The sequence below is a fragment of the Rhodococcus opacus genome (assembly GCF_012396235.1).
In the GTDB taxonomy this organism is placed as follows: Bacteria; Actinomycetota; Actinomycetes; order Mycobacteriales; family Mycobacteriaceae; genus Rhodococcus_F; species Rhodococcus_F opacus.
Genome location: NZ_JAAXPA010000001.1, coordinates 391229 through 417862 on the forward strand (window position 1 = coordinate 391229; position 26634 = coordinate 417862).

Genomic DNA, 26634 nt, shown 5'->3' on the forward strand with positions numbered 1-26634 from the left:
TCACGGCCGTTCGGCGAGCGCGCGCGACAGGACCGGCCCGATGACGGCGAGGGACTGCGGCTCGATCATCTCGTTGTGCCCGCAGTCCACGGGCCGCTCGTCGATCCGGCCGGTCACGAGCGGCCGCCACTCGGCCGCCGACCGCGCACGGGTCGCGCCGTTCCCGTCGCGGCTGGCGGGGAAGATGAGCAGGTCCCCGTCGTAGACCCGCGGCACGAAGTGGTGGGCGAGCCACCGCGAATTCTCGTATCCCGCGGTGATCCGTTCGAGGTCGTGCCCGCGCACTCCGGTCTCGGTCCCGAACGACTCGTCGATCAACCGGGCCGCGTGCTCGTAGGTCATCTCACCGTCGCCCTCGGTCTGGAGTCCCAGCCCGCGCAGGAGGTCCCGGATCTCCAGCCTGCCGACCAGCGGGTCCTCGCCGCCCACGGGGTAGCTGTCCATGACGGCGAGTGTCGCTACCTCTTCGCCGGCCCTCTGCAGTTCGACCGCCATGGCGTGCGCGATGACCCCGCCGAGGGACCAGCCGAGCAGGTCGTACGGTCCGGTGGGCTGGATGGCCTGCATCTCCTCGACGTATCGGTGGGCCAGTTGCTCGATCGTCCGGTAGTCGCCGTCACCGCTGATCGTGGGCAGCTGCAGTCCGTATGCCGGCCGGTCGGGAGGGAGATACTGCACCAGACCTGCGTACCCCCAGGACAGACCGATGCCCGGATGCACGCAGAACAGCGGTCGCCCGCTTCCCTGCGCACGCAGCGGAATCACCACGGCGAGTGCCTCTTCCATACCGGCGCTCCGGTGTGGAAGGTCGAGGCGGCGGGCGATTCCCGCCGGTGTCGGGTCGAGGAACATCCACTGCAGCGGAACCCTCCGATCCAACGCCGCCTGCAGTGCGCTGACGATCCTGGTGGCGAGGAGCGAATTTCCACCGAGATCGAAGAAGCTGTCCGCGGTGCCCACCCGGTCCACTCCGAGTACCTCCGCGAAGGCGTCCACGACGATGCGCTCGTTGTCCGTGGCCGGTGCCCGGAACGCCGCACCGGTCGAGCCGAATTCCGGGGCGGGCAACGCCTTCCGGTCGAGCTTGCCCACCGGGGTCATCGGAATCCGATCGAGAACGACCACCGCGGACGGCACCATGTGGGTGGGCAGGCGCTCGGACGCGTAGGTGCGCAGCCCCGCGGGCTCCACCTCCTGCCCGTCCTGAACCCGCACGTACGAGGCGAGCACGGTGTCACCGGACGGGCCGGTGTGGCCGATGGTGGCGGCGAAGGCAACCGCCGGGTGCCGGGCGAGCACGGCGTCGATCTCCCCGAGTTCGATGCGGAAACCACGGACCTTGACCTGGAAGTCGCTGCGGCCGATGTACTCGAGTGCGCTTGCCGTCTTCCGCCAGCGCACCACGTCGCCGGTCCGGTACATCCGGGTGCCCGGTTCCCCGAAATTGCAGGCGACGAATCGTTCCGCGGTGAGCGCCGACCGGTTGTGGTACCCGCGTGCCATACCCGGTCCGGCGATGTACAACTCGCCCGGTACGCCGACCGGGACCGGCTGCAGTCTCTCGTCGAGGACCAGGAACGCGAAACCCCGTGCGGGAGACCCGATGTTCACGCCCTCACCGGGTCGCATCGCGGCGCTGACGCTCGCCTGAATCGTGGTCTCCGTGGGCCCGTATCCGCTGTGCAGGCTCCGCCCCGGCGCCCACCGCGCCACCACTTCCGGCGGGCACGCCTCGCCCACCAGATCCAGGACCCGGAGCGAATCGAGTCCGTCGTTGTCGAGGGCCGCCAGCGCGGTCGGCGTGATGGTCGCATGGGTCACCTGCTCGCGACGGAACAGATCCGCCAGGTCGCTGCCCCCGATGACGGCAGGCGGCACGATCACGACGCGCGCCGACGCACTGAACGCCATCATCAGCTCGAACACCGACGCGTCGAAGCTCGGGGACGCCAACTGCGAGACCCGGGACTCGTGCGTGACCTGGAACCATTCGTGGGTCTCCGCGGTGAAATCGGCCATGCCCCGGTGGGTGACGGTCACGCCCTTCGGTCTTCCGGTCGACCCCGACGTGTAGATGAGATAGGCCGGGTGGGCGAGGTGCAGCGGCCTCGTCCGCTCCTCGTCGGTGATCGGTGCCGGCGACACGTCCGCCGCCTGCGCGGCGAAGTCCTCGTCGTCGAGGACCAGCCACGGAACGGTGTCGGGCAGGGTGCTCCGGCGACTCCTCACGGTGAGGCCGAGCGCGGCCCGGCAATCGGTGAGCATGTATTCGATACGGTCGCGCGGGTAGGTGGGGTCGACGGGTACGAGCGCCGCGCCCGCCTTGGTGATCGACCAGATCGAGATCACCGACTCGATCGACCGGGGCATGCCGACAGCCACGAACGTCTCCGGTCCCACCCCTCGGTCGCGGAGAACCCGGGCCACCCGGTTGGACCACTCGTCGAGTTGGCGGTAGGTCACGCGCCGGTCCTCGAGGGACATGGCCACCGAGTCCGGGTCGAGCGCGGCGGCGGCCGTCAGCAGGTCGGGCCACAGCTCGGGGCGCACCTCCGGCGCGCCGCGGGCAGGGACCATCGCCCGCAGCTCCGCCTCGTCGAGGAGGGGGAGGTCGCCGATCGGCCGGTCGGGGTTCACGGTGACGGCGTCGAGGATCCGCACGAAGCGGTCGGCGAAGCCACGGACCGTGTCGGGGTCGAAGAGATCGGTGGCGAAGTCGACGGCGCCGTTCATCCCCGCGGGCGCACCGTTCGCGTCGAACTCCTCCGCCAGGAGGAATTCGAGATCCACCTTGACCACGGCGAGCCCGGGATCGATTCCACGGACTTCCAGTCCCGGCAGTGTCAGGGCCGGTCGCTCGTTGTTCTGGAATTCCAGCGACACCTGGACGAGCGGCGCATACGCCGTCGATCGGGTCGGCCCGACCGCCTCCACCACCCGCTCGAACGGAACGTCGGCATGCGCGAAGGCGCCGAGGTCGACGTCGCGACAGTGCGCGGCAAGGGCGGTGAACGACTCGGCCGCATCCACCTGCGTGCGCAGGGCGAGCGTGCCCACGAACATGCCCACCAGATCGTCGAGTGCGGGCTCTCCCCGGCCGGCGATCGGGGTGCCGACGGCGACGTCCGGAGTTCCACCGAGGCGGCTGAGCAACACCGCGAGGGCGGCGTGCACGGTCATGAATTCGGTGGAGCCGAGCCGTCGCGACAACTCCCGGATGCGACGGTGAAGGTCGCTGTCGACGGAGAAGTGGATGCGCTCGCCGCGGAAGGACTGCTGGGACGGCCGATCCCGATCGGTGGGGAGTTCCAGGAGATCGGGGGCGCCGGCCAGCGCGATCGTCCAGTAGTCGAGTTGCCGCGATATCAGCGACTGGGGGTCGTCGTCCGAACCCAGCGATTCCCGTTGCCACAGGGCGTAATCGGCGTACTGCACCGGCAGGGGCGCCCAGTCGGGCGCGCCGCCGGAGACGCGGGCGCCGTACGCCGTCATCACGTCGCGCACCAGCGGGACCATCGAGAACCCGTCTGCCGAGATGTGGTGCACCACCACGGCGAGTACGTGCTCGGTAGCGCTCAGTGAATACAGCCCGACCCGCAACGGAAGCCTCACGGTGACATCGAAACCCGCCGAGACGAGCCGGGTCACTTCCTCCCGCAGCTGCTCGTCCGAGACGGTGACGGGGATCAGCGCGGGCACCGCACCCGCAGCGGGCAGGATCTGCTGAACCGGCCAGTCGCCGCGGACCGGGAACATCGTGCGCAGCGACTCGTGCCGGGCGACGACATCGGTGAGCGCCGAATTCAGCGCTCCCACATCGAGGTCCCCGCTGAGTGTCACCACGATCGGGATGTTGTAGGCGGCCGAGGTGGTGTCGAGCTGGTTGACGAACCACATCCGCTGCTGCGCGAACGACAGCGGAATGTCCTCGGGCCGGGCGCGGGCCGCGAGCACCGGTCGTCCGGACGGCTCCGCACCGGCGTGCTCGATCCGTGCCGCCAGCGCGGCGACCGTGGGCGCCTCGAACAGATCACGCACCCCGCACTCGGTGCCGAGCAGCGCTCGCAGCCGCGCCATCACCCGGGTGGCGCTCAGGGAGTTTCCGCCGATGTCGAAGAAACCGGCGTCGGCGCCGACACGCCCCAGCCCGAGTACGTCCGCGAAGACTCCGGCCACCGTTTCCTCGATCGGACCGATCGGCACCCGGTCGTGCCCCGTCCCGGAGAGCAGATCGGGCTCGGGCAGTGCCGTGCGGTCCAGCTTGCCGACCGCCGTCAGTGGAATGTGATCCAGAACCGTGATCGAGGTGGGCACCATGTGGGACGGCAGGCGGTCCGCCAGGTGCCGGGTGAGTACCGCCGTGTCGAGGGAGCGACCCGACGTCGGAACGACGTACGACACCAGCAGGGCGTCTCCCGCAGGACCGCGATGCGCGAGAGTGGCGGCGAATCCGACGTCCGGTTCCGACATGAGGGTGGAGTCGATCTCGCCGAGTTCGATTCGGAAACCGCGCACCTTCACCTGGAAGTCGGTGCGGCCCACGTACTCGATGCTGTGGTCTGCCGTCCACCGCACGATGTCACCGGTGCGATACATCCTCTCCCCGGGACGGACGGGGTCGGCGACGAACCGCTCGGCGGTGAGTGCCGGTCGGCGGTGGTAGCCGCGGGCCAGACCGGCCCCGGCGAGATACAACTCGCCCGGAACCCCCACGGGGACCGGTTGCAGCCGGGAGTCGAGCACCAGTTCCGTCACCCCGCGGATCGGCCCGCCGATGGTGATCGGGTGCCCGGGGACCATCGGCTCGCTGATGTTGGACATGATCGTCGTCTCGGTCGGTCCGTACGCGTTGTACAGCCGGCGGCCCGGCGCCCAACGGGCGACGAGTTCGGGCGGGCAGGCCTCGCCGCCGAACACCAGGTCCGTGAGCTGCGCCAGCCCGGCCGGATCGAGTGACGCCAACGCAGCGGTGGTGATGAAGGCGTGGGTCACGCCCCGGTCGGCCAGAAGCCGCGCGAGTTCGTCGCCGCCGAACACGGTGGGCGGCGCGATCACCATCGTCGCGCCGGCACCGAAGGCCTGCAGGTACTCGAACACCGACCCGTCGAAACTCGGTGTGGAGAAGTGCAGAGTCCGGGACTGCGGTGTCGCACCGAAACGTTCGAGCTGGTCCAGAGCGAAGTTGTCCAGTCCGCGATGGGTGACCACCACACCCTTGGGCACACCCGTGGACCCCGACGTGTACACGGCGTACACCGCGGTGTCCAGCGTGATCGGACCGCTCCGGTCGACATCGGTCACGGCTGCCGCCGGGCGCTCGGCGCACTCGGCCGCGAAGCCGGGTTCGTCCAGGGCCAGCCAGTTCGCGGTGCCCGGGAGCCGGTCTCGGTGTTCGGTCGTGGTCACGCCGAGAGTTACTCCGGAATCGACGAGCATGTGCGTGATGCGCTCGTCGGGGTAGTTCGGATCGATCGGCACGAACGCCGCACCGGTCTTCGCCACCGCCCACACCGACAGCACTGAGTCGAGGGACCGCGGTATCCCGATGGCCACGAACGTCTCCGGGCCCGCCCCCCGCGCGATGAGTGCGCGCGCCAGGCGATTCGACCGCTCGTCCAGGTCGCCGTAGCTCACGTCGCCGTCCTCGGAGGACAGTGCGATCGCCCCCGGATCGAGCGCGGCCCCCTCTTCGAGGATCTGCGGCAGCGTGCGGGTCGACCCGCCCGGACCGCCGCGGACCGGCACCAGATCGGCGCGCTCCCGGTCGGTCAGCAGCGACAGCGCGGCCAGCGGCTGGTCCGGACGAGCGCACGCGTCGAGCACTCGCAGCACGCGTCCGGCGATGTCGTCGATGGTGTCCGCGTCGAAGACGTCCGGGAGGTACTCGAACTTCAGGCGCAGACGAGCGTCGGCGGATGCCACGAGACTCAACGGATAGTGGGCCGCATCTCGCGCGTCCACTCCGGCGACGCGCATTCCGGCGATGTCGGTCTCGGTGGAGAGCCCGGCGCGGTCGACGGGGTACGACTCGAACACCGTCAACGTGTCGAATCCGACCTCCGGTCCGGCGGCACTCTGGATTTCGGCCAGCCCGAGGTGGTGGTGATCCAGCAACGCCGCCTGCTCGGCCTGCACCCGTTCCAGCAGGGCGCCCACCGTGTCGTCGGGGCGCAGCCTCACCCGGACGGGCAGTGTGTTGATGAACAGTCCGACCATCGTCTCGATGCCGGTCAACTCGGGGGGCCGCCCCGAGACGGTGGCGCCGAACAGCACGTCGTCTCGGGCGGTCAACGTACCCAGCACAATCCCCCAGGAGACCTGAACGAGCGTGTTGACGGTCAGTCCCCGCGAACGCGCGACGTCGCGCAGGCGGGTGGTGTGGTCCTCGTCCAGGTCGAAGACGAACTCGTCGGACATCGTGGACAACCGCCGTCCCCGGTCCGAGTGGGCCAGCAACGTCGGTCCGTCCACCCCGGCGAGGGCCCGAGCCCACACCTCACGGGAGGCGCCCTGATCTCGGCGGCTCATCCACCCCAGGTAGTCGCGGTACCCGCGAACGCGGGGCAGCGGCGACGGGTCCCCGTCGGTGGCGTACAGCGTCAGCAACTCCCGGACCAGCAGCGGCATCGACCAGCCGTCGAGGAGGATGTGGTGGTTCGTCGACACCAGCCGGTAGCGGTTCGGCGCGGTAGCGATCAACAGGAACCGGATCAGCGGGGCACGCGTCAGGTCGAACGGGCGACCCCGGTCCTCGGCCAGTAGTCGCGCGACCTCGGACGCCGCAGCGTCCTCGTCGAGAGCCGTGAGATCGACCTCGCGCCAGGGCGCCTCCACCCTTCGACGGATCACCTGAACTGCGTTGCCGTCGACGTCGTGCCGGAAGCAGGCGCGCAGATTGGCGTGCCGGTCCAGCAGGGCGTCGGCCGCGCGGCGCAGTCGATGCGGATCCACGGCGCCCTCGAGTTCGAGGCTCACCTGCACCAGGTAGGCGTCGAGGGAGTCGTCGGCGAGTTCGGAGTGGAAGAGCATGCCGGACTGCAGGGGCGACAGCGGCCACACGTCCGTCAGGTCCGGACAGATGTGTTCGAGGTCCTCGATCGCATCCTCTCGAAGTTCGACGAGATCGAGATCCGACGGCGTGAACCCACCGCCACCCGACTCCGTATGCGTGCCGAGAGCAGCGAGCGCCTGCAGCCATAGCTGCGCGAGTTCCTCGACCTCCTCGTGGGTGAGGACGCCCGGAGGGTAGGTCCACGTGGAGTTCAGCTGGGGGCCGTCGCCCGAGTCGACGGTCATCGCGTTGACGTCGACGACGGCCGCGACGGGCACCGCCGACTTCTCGCGCAGTCCGGGTTCCTCGACCGGCACCCACCCCTCGTCGGTCTCCGTGGCGGTCCGGCCCATTCTGCCGAGGTAGTTGAAGCTGACCTGAGGCGTCGGCAGCGGTGAAAGAACGTGCGCCGTCTCGTCGTTCAGGTACCGGAGTAGTCCGAAACCGATGCCGTGGTCGGGAACGGCGAGGAGTTGCTCCTTCACGGACTTGAGCGCGACCCCCGCGGACGGGCCCGCGGCGAACGCGTCGTCGAGGTCCACCCCGCTCAGATCGAGTCGCACCGGGAAGAGGGTGGTGAACCAGCCGATCGTGCGCGCGAGATCCGCGCCCGGCACCACGTGCTCCTCTCGACCGTGTCCCTCGAGACCCACCAGCGCGCCGGGGAGTTCGATCCCGCGGCGTCGCCGCCAACTCGTCAGCGCCATGGTCAGTGCCGTCAGCAGCGCATCTCCCACACCGGCGTGGAAGGCCCGCGGCACGGTTGTCAGGAGGGTCTCGGTCAACGGGGCAGAAACTCGTACCGCGAAGTGCGCGGCGGTCGCAGCGGTGTCCGACACGGTCACCGGGCGCGACCCCAGCAGCGGGTCGGGCGCGTTCAGCATTCCCCGCCACAGTTCGACCTCGGCGGTGCGCTGGGGTTCGCGCGCGGCGTCGGCGAGTGCGTGTGCCCACCGGCGCATCGACGTTCCCGGTGGCTCGAGCGCCGGTTCCGCGCCGGACTGCAGTTGCGCGCACACCGCGGCGAGGTCGGGGATCAGGATCCGCCAGGACACACCGTCCATCGCCAGATGATGGACGACGATCAACACGCGACTCGGATGGTCGCCGTCCAGCCAGACCGCCTGCAGCATCACGCCCGACTCCGGGTCGAGCCGATCGAGGGCACTGTCGAGTTCGGCGCCGACATCGTCCACCCGGCCCCGGCGGAGAACGCTCGCCGCCCGCACCGATCCTTCGGCCTGCACCTCCATCGACCAGCCCTCTTCGGTGCGGGACGTGCGGTACAACCGCGCCCGCAACAGGTCGTGCCGATCCAGCACGGCCTGCAGCGCCGCCGTCAGGGTGTCGTCGTCCACCGAGGCGGGCAGCGTGAACAGAGCGGACTGCGAGTAGCGGCGGAAATCCCCACCCCGGGCGAGCATCCACCGCACGATCGGAGTCAGCGGAATCTCGCCGATCCCGGCCCCGGGCAGCTCGTCGAGAACCACCGTCCCGTCATCCGTTCCGGCCGCCGCGGCCAGCCCGGCAACGGTTTTGCGCTCGAACACCTCGCGCGGCGAAATCAGTATCCCGGCGGCCTTGGCGCGGGTGACCAGCTGGATGGACATGATCGAATCCCCGCCGAGGGCGAAGAACGAGTCGTCCACCCCCACCGAGTCGAGGCCGAGGACCTCCGCGAACAGCTCCACGAGGGTCCGTTCCGTCTCGGTGACCGGACCGCGGCCCACGGTCATTCGCTGTCCGAAGTCCGGTTCGGGCAGAGCTTTCCGATCGAGTTTGCCGTTCACCGTCCGCGGCATCTCGTCGAGAACCACCACGGCGGCCGGCACCATATGCGACGCCAATCGCTCGGCGGCCGTATCGATGATCGCCGCCGGGTCGATCGCGACACCGGTCTCCGGCACCACGTACCCCACCAACCGGTCCCCGCGTGCCGTCACCGCAGACTGCGCCACCCCCTCGCACGCGAGCAGCGCCGACTCCACCTCACCGAGTTCGATCCGGTAGCCCTTGACCTGCACCTGGAGGTCGTTGCGGCCGAGGTATTCCAGCTGTCCGTGCCCGTTCCACCTGCCCAGGTCGCCGGACCGGTACATCCGGGCCCCGGGAGTGAAGGGGTCGGCGACGAATCGGCCGGACGTGAGGGCCTGCCGGCCGAGATAGCCACGTGCGACCTGCGCCCCGGAGACGTACATCTCCCCGACCACGCCCGGCGGCACCGGATGCAGTCGTCCGTCGAGCACGTACACGCGCAGTCCGGGCAGTCCCCGGCCGATCACGGAGGCGGGCTCCTCCTCGACGACGTCCCGGGCGATCGGCAGGTGGCTGACGTGCACGGTGGTTTCCGTGATGCCGTACATGTTGACCAGGACCGGCGCGGTGTCGCCCCGGCGTGCGTACCAGCGCCGCAACTGGCCGAACTCGAGGGCCTCCCCGCCGAAGATGACGTACCGCAGCGACAGGCCGGGACCACCGGCGAGACGATCGGCCTCCGCCAATTGGTAGAAGGCGGTGGGGGTTTGATTCACGACCGTGACTGCTTCGTCGCGCAATAGTTCGAGGAACTTCGCGGGTGAGCGCGCCGTGAAGTAGTCCACCAGCACCAGCCGTCCGCCGTGCGCGAGCGCTCCCCACATTTCCCACACCGAGAAGTCGAACGCGGCGGAATGGAACATGGTCCACACGTCGGCCGGTCCGAATCCGAACAGCGTCTGGGTGTTCGCCAGCAACGTGATCACGTTGCGGTGCGAGACCTGCACGCCCTTCGGCTGCCCGGTGGAACCGGACGTGTAGATCACGTACGCCACCGAGTCCAGGTGCAGCGGAGCACGGCGGTCGGTGTCGGTGACCGGCAGCGACGACAGCTGCTGCAGCGCAGTCACTGTCTCGGGATCGTCCACCACAACCACCGGAACCCCGGCGCCGCGGAAGGTCTCGGCGTCCGCGGTCGTGGTGAGCACACACTTCGGCCGGGCGTCGCCGAGCAGGAAGGCCAACCGCTCGGCAGGAGAGGCCACGTCCACCGGAAGGTACCCGGCGCCCGACTTCACCACCGCCAGCAGTGCCACGACGAGGTCGATCGACCGCGTCATCCCCACCGCCACCAGGTTTTCCGCGGCTGCCCCCTGTTCCACCAGCAGTCTCGCGAGCCGGTTGGCCCGGTCGTCGAGCTCGCGGTACGTCACCGAAGCGTCGTCGCAGCGCACCGCGACGGCATCGCCCGCGGATGCCACCATGCGATCGAACGCATCCACGAGCGACAGCGGTGGGACATCGGTCCCCGGCCGATGCGCGGCGGTGAGCAGGAGCTCGCGTTCGGGCGCGTGGAGGATGTCGACGTCCCCGACGGGTGCGGTCGGGTCGGTGGTCACGGCCTCGATCACCCGCACGAAGCGCTCGGCGAAACTCTCCACCGACGCGCGATCGAACACATCGGTCGCGTAGCGGAGGCCGGCGCTGATCCCGGCCGGCACGCCCTGCTCGTCGACCCGCTCCACCAGGCTCAGCTGCAGATCGAACTTCGCGACGTCCAGATCGACGTCGAGCGACCGGGCGGTCAACCCGGGCAGTTCCAGGTGGGTTCGGGTGGCGTTCTGGAATTCGAGCAACACCTGGAACAGGGGTGAGTGCGCGGTCGACCGCTCGGGTGCGAGTTCGTCCACCAGCCGCTCGAAGGGAAGGTCTGCGTGCTCGAACGCGCGGAGGTCCACCGACCGCACGGCGGTGAGCACGTCGGCGAACGACGATCCCGGCGCCACCGGTGTGCGGAGCACCAGCGTGTTGACGAACATCCCCACGACGTCGTCGAGTGCCGCGTGGCCCCGGCCCGCGACCGCGGTTCCCACCACCACGTCGTCCGATCCCGACACCCTCTCCAGCAGCACGGCCAGCGTGGCGTGCACCACCATGAACAGCGTCGAATTGTGCTGTCGTGCAAGATCGGCCAGAGCTTCGTGGACGGATGGCGGGATGTCGAACGGGACGACGGCCCCGAGGAAGGACCGGTGGACGGGTCGGGGCCGGTCCAGGGGCAGTGGCAGCACGTCCGGGATGCCCGACAATGTCCGGGCCCAGTACCCGAGCTGACCGGACATCACCGAATCGGGCTGGTCTTCGGTGCCCAGTACCTGTCGCTGCCACAGGCTGTAGTCGGCGTACTGCACGGGCAGCGGCGCCCAGCCGGGTGCCTGCTGCTGTGCGCGGGCGGTGTAGGCGAGCGTCAGGTCGCGCGCCAGGGGCGCCATCGAGAAGCCGTCGGCCGCGATGTGGTGCACGACGAGGGCGAGGACGTGCCGCTCGGGAGTGAGTGTGCACAGCCTCACCCGGATCGGAAGGTCCTCGGTGACGTCGAATCCCACGCCGAAGAATGCGGTGAGCGAGTCGTGAAGGGCTCCTTCGGCAACGGGGACCGGATCGAGGTCGGGGGTCGCGAGCGTGGAGTCGACGATCACCTGCCGGGGGCCGTCGGCGGAACCGGGAAACACGGTCCGCAGCGACTCGTGGCGTTCCATGACGTCGCCGAGTGCCGCTTGTAGCGCAGCCAGGTCCACCACGCCGTCCAACTGCAGGGCGACCGGGATGTTGTAGGCCGGTGAGGAGGTGTCGAACTGGTTGACGAACCACATCCGCTGTTGCGCGACGGAAAGGGGAATCCGCTCGGGCCGCGCCGTCGCGGTGAGTGCCGGGGAGCCGGAACTCGTCCTCACGTCCGAGTCGATCCGGACGGCCAGATCGGACACCACGGGTGCGTCGAACAGCGCCGCGACACCCAGAGTCGTGTCCAGTGCGCTGTTGATGCGTCCCACCACCCGGGTGGCACTGAGCGAGTCTCCCCCGAGGTCGAAGAAGCTGTCGTCGGCCCCGACGCGGTCGACATCGAGGACGGCGGCGAAGGCGGTGGCGATCGCTTCCTCCGCGGGTGTGGTGGGGGCGCGGTATCCGACGGTGCGCGTGCCGAATTCCGGTTTCGGCAGCGCTTTCCGGTCGAGTTTGCCGTTCACCGTCACCGGCAACTCCGCCAGCACCACCACCACCGACGGCACCATGAACCCCGGCAACGCCACCGCAGCCCACTCCCGCACCACCCGCTCGTCCACCACCGCCCCGGCCACCGGCACCACATACCCCGCCAGATACTCCCCCGACGACCCATCGCCGCGCAGCACCACCACCGCCTGCGCCACATCCTCCCGGCGCAACAACACCGCCTCGATCTCCCCCAACTCGACCCGCTGACCCCGCAACTTCACCTGAAAATCCGTACGCCCCAGATACTCCAACTCCCCACCCGGCAACCACCGAACCCGATCCCCCGTCCGATACAACCGCGAACCCGCACCGAACGGATTCGCCACGAACCGATCCGCCGTCAAATCCGGCCGCCCCCGATACCCCCGCGCCAACTGCACACCCCCGAGATACAACTCCCCCGCCACCCCCACCGGCACCGGCCGCAACCGCCCGTCCAGCACCAACGTCTGCGTATTCCACACCGGCGCCCCGATCGGCACCACCCTCCGATCCGCCTCCGTCACCTCGTGGAACGTGACATCCACCGACGCCTCCGTCGGACCGTACAAGTTGTGGAGCCGGGCACCGGGTACCAGTGTCCGCATCCTCGACGCCGTCCGCGCGGGCAACGCCTCACCCGAGGCGAACACACGCCGCAGGCTCGTGCATCGCGTCACTGCCGGTTCCGCGGTGAATACGGCCAACATCGAGGGGACGAAATGTGCTGTCGTGACGTCATTCTCGGCTATCGCGTTCACAAGATAGGCCGGGTCGCGGTGCCCGTCCGGCTCCGCGATCACCAACCGCGCCCCGACGATCAACGGCCAGAACAACTCCCACACCGACACATCGAACGTCACCGGCGTCTTCTGCAGGATCACGTCCTCCGACGTCAGCGGGTACCGCTCCTGCATCCACAACAGCCGATTCACCACACCCTCGTGCGGAACCGCCACCCCCTTCGGCCGACCCGTCGACCCCGACGTGAAGATCACATACACCGGATGAGCAGGACGCAACCGCGACAACCGCTCCCCATCCCCCACCACACCGACCGAAAACCCCGACACATCCAGGGTGTCGAGTTCCACCACCCGCACACCCGCAGGCACCACCACCCCATCCCCAGATGTGGTCAGCACCAACACCGGATCCGCCGTCGCCACCACAAACCCCACCCGCTCGGCAGGCTGATCCGGATCGATCGGGACATACGCCCCACCCGCCTTCACCACCGCGTACATCCCCACCAGCATCTCCACCGAACGACGCACCGCCACACCCACCGACGACTCCGGACCCACCCCCGCCCCGATCAGGAACCGCGCCAACCGATTCACCCGCGCACCGAACTCCCCATACGACAACACCGTCCCGCCACACACCACCGCCGCAGCATCCGGGGTCCGACCCACCTGCGCATCGAGCAGGTCGGCGAGGGTGATGTGGGGCACCAGGTGACCCGTCGCATTCCACGAACCCACCACCAACGCCCGCTCACCCGGCCCCAGAACCTCCACATCACCGACCGCGGTGTCCACGTCGCCGGCGATCGTCGCCAGAATCCGGACGAGGCGGTCGGCGAGCGCTGCGGCTTCGTCCCGGTCGACGGCTCCCGGCTGGTAGCGCAGACTCAATCGCAGCCGTGGTTCGAGGATCGACAGCAGAGTGAGCGGATAGTGCGTGGCGTCGCGGGCATCGAGACCGGTCACCCGCATGCCCCCGATGTCGGTGTTCTCGTCCAGCCCGGACGTGTCGATCGGGAACGACTCGAACACCGACAGTGTGTCGAACAGATTGCCCAGACCCACCCGCGACTGAATTTCGCCGAGGCCGAGGTGATGGTGGTCGAGCAGGGACGTCTGCTCGTCCTGCAGGCGGGCGAGCAGTCGCGCGACACTCTCGTCCGGGTCCACCCGTACTCGCACGGGCACCGTGTTGATGAACAGTCCCAGCATGTTCTCGACACCGGACAGCTGCGGCGGACGACCGGACACGGTGGCACCGAAGACCACGTCGTCGCGGGAGAGCGACCGGGACAACAGCATCCCCCACGCCGCCTGGATCACCGTGTTCATGGTGACGCCGGCGCATTCCGCCGCCGTGGCGAGTCCGTCGCGCAGCGGGGCGGGCAGTTCGACGTCGAGTTCGTGGGGCACACCGTAGAGCGCCGCAGACGCGTGCGGCGCCACCAGCGTCGGCTCCTCGACACCGTCGAGCGCTCGTTCCCAGGCCCGCGCCGATGCCTCCGCGTCCCGGCTCGCCACCCATTCCAGATACGTGCGGTACGAGGGCGGGTCCGGCAGTCCGGCCGGGTCGCCGTCGGCGGCATAACGAACCAGCAGTTCCCGCACCAGCAACGGCATCGACCAGCCGTCGAGGATGATGTGATGATTCGTGACCGCCAGCACGAAGCGTCCCGGTGCGGTGCGGAACAGGGTCAGCCGGAGCAGGGGCGGCCGGGCGACGTCGAACCTGGCACTGCGGTCCTCGTCGAGCAGGCGCTCGAGTTCCGTGCCGGGGGCCGACCCCTCGACGGTGAGATCCACTTCCCGCCACGGCACGTCCACCGTGTCGACCACCAGTTGCGCGGGCACCCCGTCGTCGTAGACGAACGCGGTCCGCAGGCTGGGGTGGCGGGCCAGCAGCCCTGCCGCGGCGGCGCGCAGACGTTCGGCGTCGACCGCACCCTCGAGGTCGATGCGCAGTTGGGCGGTGTAGACGTCCATCGACTCCGCGGCCAGGGAAGCATGGAACAGCAACCCGGACTGCAGCGGAGACAACGACCACACGTCCCGCAGTGCCGGGAAACGCTCCTCCCAGCGCTCGATCTGCTGCTGGTTCGCCGAGACCAGCGGAACGTCGGACGGTGTCAGCCCGCCCGCATCCGGTCGTGACGCGTGCGCGGCAACTCCGGCGAGGGCGCGGCGCCACAGATCCGCGAACGCCGCGACCTCCGCCTCGCGGAGGACCCCGGTCGGAAATGCGAACGACGCCATCAGACGGGGTCCGTCTGGACTGTCGGAGACGACGGCGTTGACGTCGATCACGGATGCGACGGGCATGTCGGGATTCCGGGTGCCGCCGAGCGTGCTCTCCACCGGCAGCCAGTCCTCGGCTCCGTCCGTGGTGGTCACTCGACCGAGATAGTTGAAACTCACTTGCGGAGCCGGGAATCGGCTGAGGGACTGCGCCGTCTCGTCGCCCCGGTAGCGCAGTAGTCCGAAGCCGATCCCGTGATCCGGGATCGCGAGCAACTGCTCCTTGACAGCCTTGACCGCCTGCCCTGCCGCGACACCACCTGCCATCGCGTCGTCGACGTCGATTCCGGTGAGATCCAACCGCGCCGGATACACGGTGGTGAACCAGCCGACGGTACGCGACAGGTCCGCGCCGGAGACGACCTGCTCCTCGCGGCCGTGCCCCTCGAGGGTGATCAGCGCGTCCGACACGGGGGCGTCCCGTTCCCGTCGCCAGGCGATCAGTGCCAGCGTGACCGCGGCGAGCAACCCGTCGCCCACGCTCCCGTGGAACGCGTCCGGAAGCGTGGTGAGCAGGGCGCCGGTCACCGACGACGACACGTCGACCCTGACGGTGCCGACGGTCGCGTCGACGTCGATCGCGGGATCCATTGGGCGCGAACCGATCAGCGGGTCCGGGCCGTCGAGGATCGTCTCCCACGATGCCAGTTCACCGGTCCGGTGCCGCGCCGCTTCGGACAGGCCGTGCGACCACCGCCGCATCGACGTTCCGACTGCCGGCAACTCCGGGGTGAGACCGGCCTGGAGTCGGCTGCACGCCGACGCGAGATCCGCGACGAGGATGCGCCAGGAGACGCCGTCGACAACGAGGTGGTGCACCACCACGAGCAGTCGCCCGACGTCGCCTGGGACGTCGAACCAGACCACCCGCACCATGCGGGCCGCGGCGGGGTCCAGGTGGTCGGCCGCAGCATCGAGTTCCGTGGTCGCGAGCGCGGTGAAGTCGTCTCCCGTCACCGTGTCGACCGGCACCCGACGGACCAGTGCGTCCGCGGGCACCGAGCCCGCCGGCAGCACGTCCATCTCGTCCGCGGACACACGCGCGCGGAGCATGTCGTGCCGGTCCAGTACCGCCTCGACGGCGCGGACGAGGACCTCGTGGGTGAGACCGGCGGGGGCCGCCAGCAACAGCGCCTGCGAGAACCTGTCGAGCCGCCCGCTGCTGCGCTCGAACGTCCAGCGCGCGACGGGTGTCAGCGGCAGGGTGCCGACGCCACCGCCCGGCAGCTCGTCGAGAGCCACTGCGCCGTCGCTGTCGAATCGCGCCGCCGTGGCGAGGCCGGCGACCGTTCGGTGGTCGAACACGTCTCGGGGAGAGAGGATCACACCGGCGGACCGTGCGCGGGCCACCAGCTGTATCGACATGATGCTGTCACCGCCGAGGGCGAAGAACGAGTCGTCCACGCCCACCGAGTCCAGTCCGAGCACCTCCTCGAACAGTCCGGCGAGAAGCTCCTCGGTCTCGGTGTGCGGCGGCCGACTCGCGGAACCCGCGAAGTCCGGGGCCGGAAGCGCTGTGCGGTCGAGCTTTCCGTGCACCGTCAGGGGAAGCGCTTTGAGTGTCACCAGCGCCGCCGGCACCATGTACGACGCCAACCTGCCCCCGACGAAGTCGAGGACAGCCCTCGTATCGACCGTCGCATCCGGTGCGGGCACCAGGTACCCGATCAGCCGATCGCCGCCGCCGTCCCCGTTCCACACGCTCGCGACCGCGTGGGCCACGGAGTCGTGCGCGAGCAGCACCGACTCGACCTCACCGAGTTCGATGCGGAAGCCCCGGATCTTCACCTGGGCATCGGTGCGCCCGAGGTACTCCAACTGACCGTCGGGAAGCCAGCGTGCCCGGTCGCCGGTGCGATACATCCGGCTTCCGGGCGGGCCGAAGGGGTCGGCGACGAAGCGTTCGGCGGTCAGTGGGTACCGCCGGCGGTACCCGCGTGCGAGGGCGGGACCTGCGAGATACAACTCTCCTGCGACACCGGCCGGCACCGGGTGCAGTCGCGAGTCCAGCACGACCTCGGCGAAACCACGCGTGGGCGTGCCGATCGTGACCGGAGCCCCCGGTACCAGTTCGTCGCTGATGCTCGACACGACGGTCGACTCGGTCGGACCGTACGCGTCGAACATGCGACGGCCCGGCGCCCACCGCCGGACCAGTTCGGGCGGACACGCCTCGCCGCCCGTCACCACGCACTCGAGGGCGGTGAGACCGTCGGGGTCGACCGACGCCAGGGCCGCCGGAGTGACGAAGCAGTGCGTGACCCGCTCGGATTCCAGCAACTGCGCCAATTCGGCACCGCCGTAGACGGACGGCGGTGCGATCACCATCGTGGCTGCCGCGCCGACCGCCAGCAGCAGTTCGAGAACGGACGCGTCGAAGCTCGGCGATGCGAAGTGCAGCGTTCTGGATTCGGGTGTCGTACCGAACGTCTCCCTCTCCTGGGCGGCGAAGGCGGCGAGACCGCGGTGCGTGGTGACCACACCTTTGGGCCTGCCGGTCGACCCCGAGGTGTAGATGAGGTAGGCGGGATTGTCGATCCGAATCGTCGACGTCCGCTCGTCATCGGTGACCGGCGACGACGGATAGTGCGACAGCCTGTCCTCGAGACCCGGGTCGCCCAGCACCAGCCACGGCACCGCGTCCGGAAGTGCGCCGCGTTGCGCCGAGCCCGTCACACCCCACACGGCGCCGGAGTCGGTGAGCATGAATTCGATCCGTGCGGCCGGATGGTCCGGATCCACCGGAAGGAAGGCGGCCCCCGACTTGGCCACCGCCCAGACGGCCAGGACGGATTCGACGGACCGCGGCACACACAGGGCGATGACGGATTCCGGGCCGACGCCGCGCTCGATCAACATGCGGGCCAACTGGTTCGATCGCCTGTCGAGGTCCCCGTAGCGCACGACACGCCCGTCGAAGACCAACGCGGGGGCCTCCGGATCGTTCGCGGCCGCCTCGGCCATCAGATCCGGCAGCGTCCGTGCCGCTACCGCCGCACCGCCCGTCACCGGGGACAGTACGGCACGCTCCAGCGGTCCGAGAATGTCGATGTCTCCGACCCGGGCGCCGGGGTCGGCCGTGACCGCCTCGAGAATGCGCACGAGTCGTTCCGCGAAGCCGAGCACCGTATCCTCGTCGAAGAGATCGGTCGCGTAGCCCAGTCCCGCGGCAATGCCGGTCGGGTTGCCGTCGGCATCGACGTTCTCGGCCAGCGTCAACTGCAGATCGAAGTTGACGGTGTCGATCTCGAGTTCGATGTTCCGCACCTGCAGATCCGGCAATTCCAGAGTGGGACGCTCGATGTCCTGGAACTCCAGCATCACTTGGAAGAGCGGCGCGTACGCCGTCACCCGGGAAGGACTCAGGACTTCCACCACCCGCTCGAACGGGACCTCCGCGTGGGTGAAGGCGCCCAGATCGGCTTCCCGAACGCCGGCCAGGAACTCGGAGAAGGTGGCGCCGCCGTCGACGTGGGTGCGCAGGACGAGGGTGTTGACGAACATGCCCACCACGTCGTCGAGTTCGCGCTCGCCGCGACCGGCGATCGGCGTCCCGACGGCGATGTCGTCTGCACCGCTCACGCGTGCCAGCATGATCGCCAACGCGGCATGCAACGTCATGAACACCGTCGTGGTGTGTTGCCGTGCCAGCCTGACCACACCGGCATGAACCTCGGGTCCGATCACGAACTCGACGTGGCCGCCGCGAAGTGACCGGACGGTGGGACGGGGACGATCCGTGGGCAACTCCAGCACTTCGGGCAGATCCGACAGCGTGGTGGTCCAATACGTCAGCTGTCGGGAAATGGGCGAATTCTCATCGGATTCCGATCCCAGCCACTCGCGCTGCCACAGCGCGTAGTCGGCGTACTGCACCTCGAGCGGGGCCCACTCCGGGGCCGACCCGTTCACCCGGGACACGTACGCGTCCATGACGTCGCGGGCCAGCGGTGCCATCGAGAAGCCGTCGGCCGCGATGTGATGCACCACCACCGCGAGCACGTGCACGTCCGCGTCGAGGCTGAACAGTCGTGCGCGCAACGGCACCTGCGTCGTCACGTCGAATCCTGCGGACAGCACTCTCCGCGAATGTTCGCGGAACTCGGCTTCCCCCGACACCGCGATCGGTTCGAGGTCGGGCACCGCGCTCGCCGCGGGCAGGATCACCTGGCGCGGCCCGTCGTCGGTGAGCGGGAAGATCGTCCGCACGGCCTCGTGCCGTTCGATGACGTCGGCAACCGCCGCCCGGAGCGCACGCACGTCGAGCCGCCCCTCGAGCCTCAACGCGAACGCGACGTTGTATGCGGACGAGGTGGTGTCGAACTGGTTGATGAACCACATCCGCTGCTGGGCGGGCGACACGGGGACTTCCGCGGTACCTTCCCTGGGCTTCAGCGGTGGTCGGGCCTCCAGCCCGTCGTGCGCCTCGGCCAGCGCCGCCAGACCGGCCACGGTGGGGGCGTCGAATACGTCGCGAATACCGATCCGGTCCCCGACGGCCGCATTGATCCGCGCGACCAACCTGGTGGCGATCAGAGAGTTTCCGCCGAGGGCGAAGAAGTCGTCGTTCACGCCTACCCTCGGGACACCGAGCAGGTCGGCGCACACGGCGGCCACTATTCCCTCGATCGGGGTTCGGGGAGCGACGAAACCCACAGTAGCGCTGCCGAAATCTGGTTCGGGCAGGGCCTTGCGGTCGAGTTTGCCGTTCACCGTCACCGGCAACTCCGCCAGCACCACCACCACCGACGGCACCATGAACCCCGGCAACGCCACCGCAGCCCACTCCCGCACCACCCGCTCGTCCACCACCGCCCCGGCCACCGGCACCACATACCCCGCCAGATACTCCCCCGACGACCCATCGCCGCGCAGCACCACCACCGCCTGCGCCACATCCTCCCGGCGCAACAACACCGCCTCGATCTCCCCCAACTCGACCCGCTGACCCCGCAACTTCACCTGAAAATCCGTACGCCCCAGATACTCCAACTCCCCACCCGGCAACCACCGAACCCGATCCCCCGTCCGATACAACCGCGAACCCGCACCGAACGGATTCGCCACGAACCGATCCGCCGTCAAATCCGGCCGCCCCCGATACCCCCGCGCCAACTGCACACCCCCGAGATACAACTCCCCCGCCACCCCCACCGGCACCGGCCGCAACCGCCCGTCCAGCACCAACGTCTGCGTATTCCACACCGGCGCCCCGATCGGCACCACCCTCCGATCCGCCTCCGTCACCTCGTGGAACGTGACATCCACCGACGCCTCCGTCGGACCGTACAAGTTGTGGAGCCGGGCACCGGGTACCAGTGTCCGCATCCTCGACGCCGTCCGCGCGGGCAACGCCTCACCCGAGGCGAACACACGCCGCAGGCTCGTGCATCGCGTCACTGCCGGTTCCGCGGTGAATACGGCCAACATCGAGGGGACGAAATGTGCTGTCGTGACGTCATTCTCGGCTATCGCGTTCACAAGATAGGCCGGGTCGCGGTGCCCGTCCGGCTCCGCGATCACCAACCGCGCCCCGACGATCAACGGCCAGAACAACTCCCACACCGACACATCGAACGTCACCGGCGTCTTCTGCAGGATCACGTCCTCCGACGTCAGCGGGTACCGCTCCTGCATCCACAACAGCCGATTCACCACACCCTCGTGCGGAACCGCCACCCCCTTCGGCCGACCCGTCGACCCCGACGTGAAGATCACATACACCGGATGAGCAGGACGCAACCGCGACAACCGCTCCCCATCCCCCACCACACCGACCGAAAACCCCGACACATCCAGGGTGTCGAGTTCCACCACCCGCACACCCGCAGGCACCACCACCCCATCCCCAGATGTGGTCAGCACCAACACCGGATCCGCCGTCGCCACCACAAACCCCACCCGCTCGGCAGGCTGATCCGGATCGATCGGGACATACGCCCCACCCGCCTTCACCACCGCGTACATCCCCACCAGCATCTCCACCGAACGACGCACCGCCACACCCACCGACGACTCCGGACCCACCCCCGCCCCGATCAGGAACCGCGCCAACCGATTCACCCGCGCACCGAACTCCCCATACGACAACACCGTCCCGCCACACACCACCGCCGCAGCATCCGGGGTCCGACCCACCTGCGCATCGAGCAGGTCGGCGAGGGTGATGTGGGGCACCAGGTGACCCGTCGCATTCCACGAACCCACCACCAACGCCCGCTCACCCGGCCCCAGAACCTCCACATCACCCACTGGCGCATCCGGATCCGCAATCACTCCCGCCAGAATCCGGAGGAACCGCTCCCCGAATCCCACGACCGTGTCCGGATCGAACACATCCGACGCGAACGTGAACGACGCCTCGATGCCTGCTGCCATCCCGGACGCGTCGTAGCGCTCCGCGAGGGTCAACTGCAGATCGAACTTGGACACACCGGAATCGACGTCGAGGATCTCCACCGTCAGTCCCGGCAGGTCGAGGTGCGCCGGGGCGGTGTTCTGGAACTCCAGCAGAACCTGGAACAGCGGTGAATACGCGGTCGAGCGGGTCGGTGCGACCGCGTCCACCACGCTCTCGAAGGGCACCTCGGAATGACCGAACGCCGCCAGATCCGCTTCCCGCGCCCGGGACAGCACCTCGCCGAACGTTGCGGCAGGCTCGACGATCGTCCGCAGGACCAGGGTATTGACGAGCATCCCCACCACGTCGTCGAGTGCTTCCTCGCCCCGCCCGGCGATCGGCGTCCCGATCGCGATGTCGCCGGAACCGCTCAGCCGCGCCGCCAACACCGCCAGCACCGCATGCATCACCATGAACATCGTGGAATTGTGTTGCCGCGCGAGGAGGAGAAGCTCCCGATGATCTTCCGCCGACACCGAAAACCGGACGATCCCACCCCGGAGCGCTCTGTCCGCGGGCCTCGGCCGGTCCAATGGAAGATCCATCGCGTCGGGGAGCCCGGACAGCGTCTGCTTCCAGTACTCCAACTGCGCCGACATCATGCTGCCGGGATTCTCGTCGCTGCCGAGGGCCGCCCGCTGCCACAGGCTGTAGTCGGCGTACTGCACCGGGAGTGGCCGCCAGTCGGGAGCCTGCTGCTGTAGCCGCGCCGAGTACGCCACCATCAGGTCGTGGGCGAGCGGGGCCAGCGACGCTCCGTCCGCCGAAATGTGGTGCACCACCAGCATGAGGACGTGCTCGTCGTGACCGGTCCGGAACAGGGCACCACGCACGGGCACCTCGGTGCTCACGTCGAAGCCCTGAGCAGTCGACTCGGCGATCCGCGCGCGCACTGCGTCCTCGTCTTCGCAGACCGTCGGCTCCAGATCCGGAATTACCTCCCCCGGTGACAGGATCACTTGATGCGGTCCGTCCACCGACGCCGGATACACCGTGCGGAGCGATTCGTGTCGTTCGAGGACATCCGCCACCGTCGCCCGGAGCGCCTCCACGTCGAGCGTTCCGGACAGTCGCAGCGCCATCGGAATGTTGTAGGCGGGCGACGAGGTGTCGTACTGATTGACGAACCACATACGTTGCTGGGCAAGCGACAGCGGGATCCGGTCGGGGCGTGTCCGCGCCACCAGGTCCGGGCGGTCGGGGCGCCTCGCGTGGGCACCCTCGATCCATCCCGCCAATGCCTCCACCGTCGGCGCCTCGAACAGGGTCCGCACCACGAGGTCGGCGCCGAGTGCGGCGTTGACCCGCGCGACCACTTTCGTCGCGACCAGTGAATTTCCGCCGAGGTCGAAGAAGCTGTCGTCGAGGCCGATTCGTTCCACACCCAGCACGTCGGCGAACACTCGCGCGACGGCCCGTTCCACCGGAGTGACGGGCGCACGGAACTCGGTGGCCGTGGAGAGGAATTCCGGCGCCGGCAATGCGGCACGATCGAGCTTCCCCACCGGTGTCATCGGGATCTCGTCCAGAATCACGATCGCTGCCGGCACCATGTACGTCGGCAATTGCTCTGCGGCATAGTCGATCAACTCGGCAGTCGCCAGCTGTTTCCCTGCTGCCGGCAGCACGTACGACACGAGCACCGTGTCGCCGGACGGTGCCGTTCGCGGCATCGTCACTGCGGTCCGCACCCGCGGATGGGTATGGAGGACGGTGTCGATCTCACCGAGCTCGATGCGGAAGCCGTGTACCTTCACCTGGAAATCGCTGCGGCCCTGGTATTCCAGCGTGCGGTCGGTTCGCCACCGCACCACGTCCCCGGTGCGATACATCCGGTCGCCGGGGCCGCCGAAGGGGTTGGCCACGAACCGTTCCGCCGTCAACGCTGATTTACCGTGATATCCGCGAGCGAGGGCGTCGCCCGCGACGTACAGCTCCCCGGCCACGCCGACCGGCACCGGGTTCAACCGCGCATCGAGGACGACCTCGTGGAATCCGCGGAGCGGACCGCCCAGTGTGATGGCTCCGTCCGGTGACAACGGTGCACTGATGTTCGACATGACGGTCGCCTCGCTGGGCCCGTACGCGTTGCACAATCTGCGACCGGGCGCCCACCGCTTCACCAGTTCCGGCGGGCACGCCTCGCCACCGAACACCACGTCCCGGAAGTCGGCGAGTCCGTCCGGCTCGACCGTTCCGAGCGCGGCAGTGGTGACGAATCCGTGGGTGACCCGTTCCGACGTCAGGAGGCGGGACAACTCGGCGCCGCCGTAGATCGTGGGCGGAACGATCACCATGGTGGCGGCGGCGGCGAACACGTGCAGGTACTCGGATACGGACGCGTCGAAACTCGGTGTGGAGAAGTGCAGAATCCGGGACGTCTGTGTGGCCCCGGATCGTGAGCGCTGCTCGGCCGCGAAGTCGTCCAGGCCACCGTGTGTGACCACGACGCCTTTGGGCCGGCCCGTGGAACCGGACGTGTAGATCACGTACGACGGATTCTCCACGCGGAGAGGCCGCGTCCGCTCCGCGTCGGTCACGGCGGATTCCGGCTGCGTCGCACAGAGCGACCGGAATTCTTCGTCGTCGAGCACCAGCCACGGAATGGCGTCCGGTAGCCGGGAACGCACGGCGGACACCGTCACCCCCAGCGCAGCGCCCGAATCGTCGAGCATGTGCTCGATGCGTTCGGCCGGGTAGTTCGGGTCCACCGGCACGTAGGCCGCACCAGACTTGGCCACCGCCAGCATCGACAGAACCGACTCGATCGAGCGAGTCAAGCCCAGTGCCACGAAGTTCTCCGGCCCGATGCCGCGTTCGGCGAGGACGCGTGCCAACTGGTTCGAGCGCTCGTCCAATTCTCGGTACGTCACCTCGACACCGCGATACGAGAGCGCGACACCGGTGGGATTGGTTCGTGCTGCCGCTGAGAACAATTCGGAAAGCGTGCGACCCGGACGTCCCGGCACGCCGGAGACCGGAACGAGGGTCGCGTGTTCGGTATCGGACAGGATGTCGATGTCGCCGACGGCGAGCGCCGGGTCGCCGGTGACCGTCTGCAGGATTCGGCGGAACCGTTCGCCGAGGCCACGTACCGTCCCGGGGTCGAACAGATCGGTGGCGAACCCGAGTGTCGCCGTGATCCCGGACGGGGTGCCGTCGGCGTCGACGGCCTCGGTCGCGGTCACCCGCAGGTCGAATCGGCCGACCCCGGAGGTCTCCGCCCCCTCGCGGCACTCGAACAGGACTTGGACGATCGGCGAGTATGCGGGCGAATCGCTGAGCGCGAGTGTCCGGACCACCTGTTCGAAAGGGACGTCGCGGTGCTCGAACGCCGCCTGGTCGACATCGCGGACGTGGCCGAGGAGATGAGTGAAGGAGGTGTCCGGTTCGACGCGGTTACGGAGCACCACGAGGTTCCGGCTCCGGCCGTCGTCCACCACGGTCGTCGTTCCGATCGCCACATCCGAGGCACCCGACAGCCGGCTCAGCAGAACGGTGAAGGCCGCGTGCAGCACCGAGAACGTGGTGGTGTCGTGTTCCCGCGCCAGGGCCACCACTCCGGCATGTGCCTCTGCACCGATCGCAACGTCGACGCGGTCCTCCCCCCGGGTTTGCGCGGCGGGGCGAGGCCGATCGGACGGCAGATTCAGCACTTCCGGCATCCCCGACAGCCGATCCTTCCAGTACTCGAGTTGGTGCGCCGCGAGGCGTCGTCGCGCACCGTCGAGGGCCGTGGCCTCGTGAATCGTCGCGACCCGGGCCTGCGGGCCGGCCGAGATGAACTCTTCCAGCAGTTCGACGAAGTGCCGGTGATGCAGGCGCAGTGCCGAATCCTCGTACCGGTTCGGGTTGGCCCGGAAATCGACGAAGATCTCGGCCGGCGTCCCGCTCGGGTACACGTTGACCAGCAGATCTTCCACCGGACCCGACGTGACGATGTGGTATTCGCCGACCAGCGGGCCCAGTTGGACGTTCTGATGGAACAGCATGACGTTGACCATGGGGCCGTGGAGTTCGGCGCCAGTGCCCGTGCCCACGTCGCGGCGGATGTCCTCGATACTGCACCGCTGATGCCGCAACGCGCCCATCAGTTCTCGCCTGACCCGCGACACGAGGTCCGCGACCGTCTCGTCCTCGTCGACCGTGATCGGCAGCGGTGCGACGTTGACCATCATGCCGCCGGAGTTGCGCAGCACCGACGTGGTCCGGCCGGACATCGGAACATTCACGAGAACATCGGTTTTCGCCGTGATCCGCGACAGGTAGCAGGCGAAGGCGGCGATGATCGTGACTGCCGCGGTGGCGTTTGCCTGACTGTCGGCGTTGTGGATTCCGGAAACGGCCGCCTCGGACAGCAGGGCACTCTCGACCTTGCTCCTGGCGAGTGCGGGCGCGGTCGCGGTCGCGTCGGCCAGGGTCGATCCTTCGACTGCCTCGACTCGTTTCGCCCAGTACTCCCGATCGGCCACGAAGCGGTCGGAGGACCGGTAGCGGGCGTCGACGTCGTACAGCTCGTGCAGGGTCGCGGCTCGATTCGGATCCGGTTCGCGACCGGACATCGAGGCCGAGTACCGGTGCGCGATGCGGTTGATCAGTGTCATGGCGCCGTAACCGTCGAGCGCGACGTGGTGAATGCGGCTGTACCACAGGTAGTGCGACTCTCCCACGCAGAGGATCGAGGTCTCGAACAGTCGATCCGTGTCGAGATCGAGTGGGGCCTGGTAGTCCCGGTCCATCCATTCGTGCGCTGCAGCGACCGGATCGTCCTCACCGCGAAAGTCGATGACGGCGATGGACGTGTCGGTGGTGTGGTCCACGTACTGCATCGGCCGGCCGTCGACCTCGACGACCTTGAGGAACGGCGACTGGAACTCGCGGGCCACCGCGATGGTCTCCCGTCGCAACAGGTCGATGTCGAGGTCGCCGTGCAGTTCCACGTAGTGCGCTACCGAGATCGGCACCGCGGGGTCGAGTTGCTGCGCGAACCAGGTGGCACGCTGCGCCGCAGACAGCGGGAAGGGCACCGCGCCCGAATCGTGTGTAGCCGGCTTTCGCGTGTCGACGGGCTTCACGGCGGTTCCTCCCCATAAGGTATCCCCGACCGCTCACAGCGTGACCGCGTCCTG

1 protein-coding gene is annotated in these 26634 nt (G+C 68.8%); it reads right to left on the reverse strand.

From position 1 onward, the window contains the following. Positions 1–26580, reverse strand: a complete 26580-nt coding sequence (locus HGB39_RS01760) for a non-ribosomal peptide synthase/polyketide synthase (protein ID WP_168442915.1) — start codon at positions 26578–26580, stop codon at positions 1–3. Positions 26581–26634: the final 54 nt, after the last annotated feature.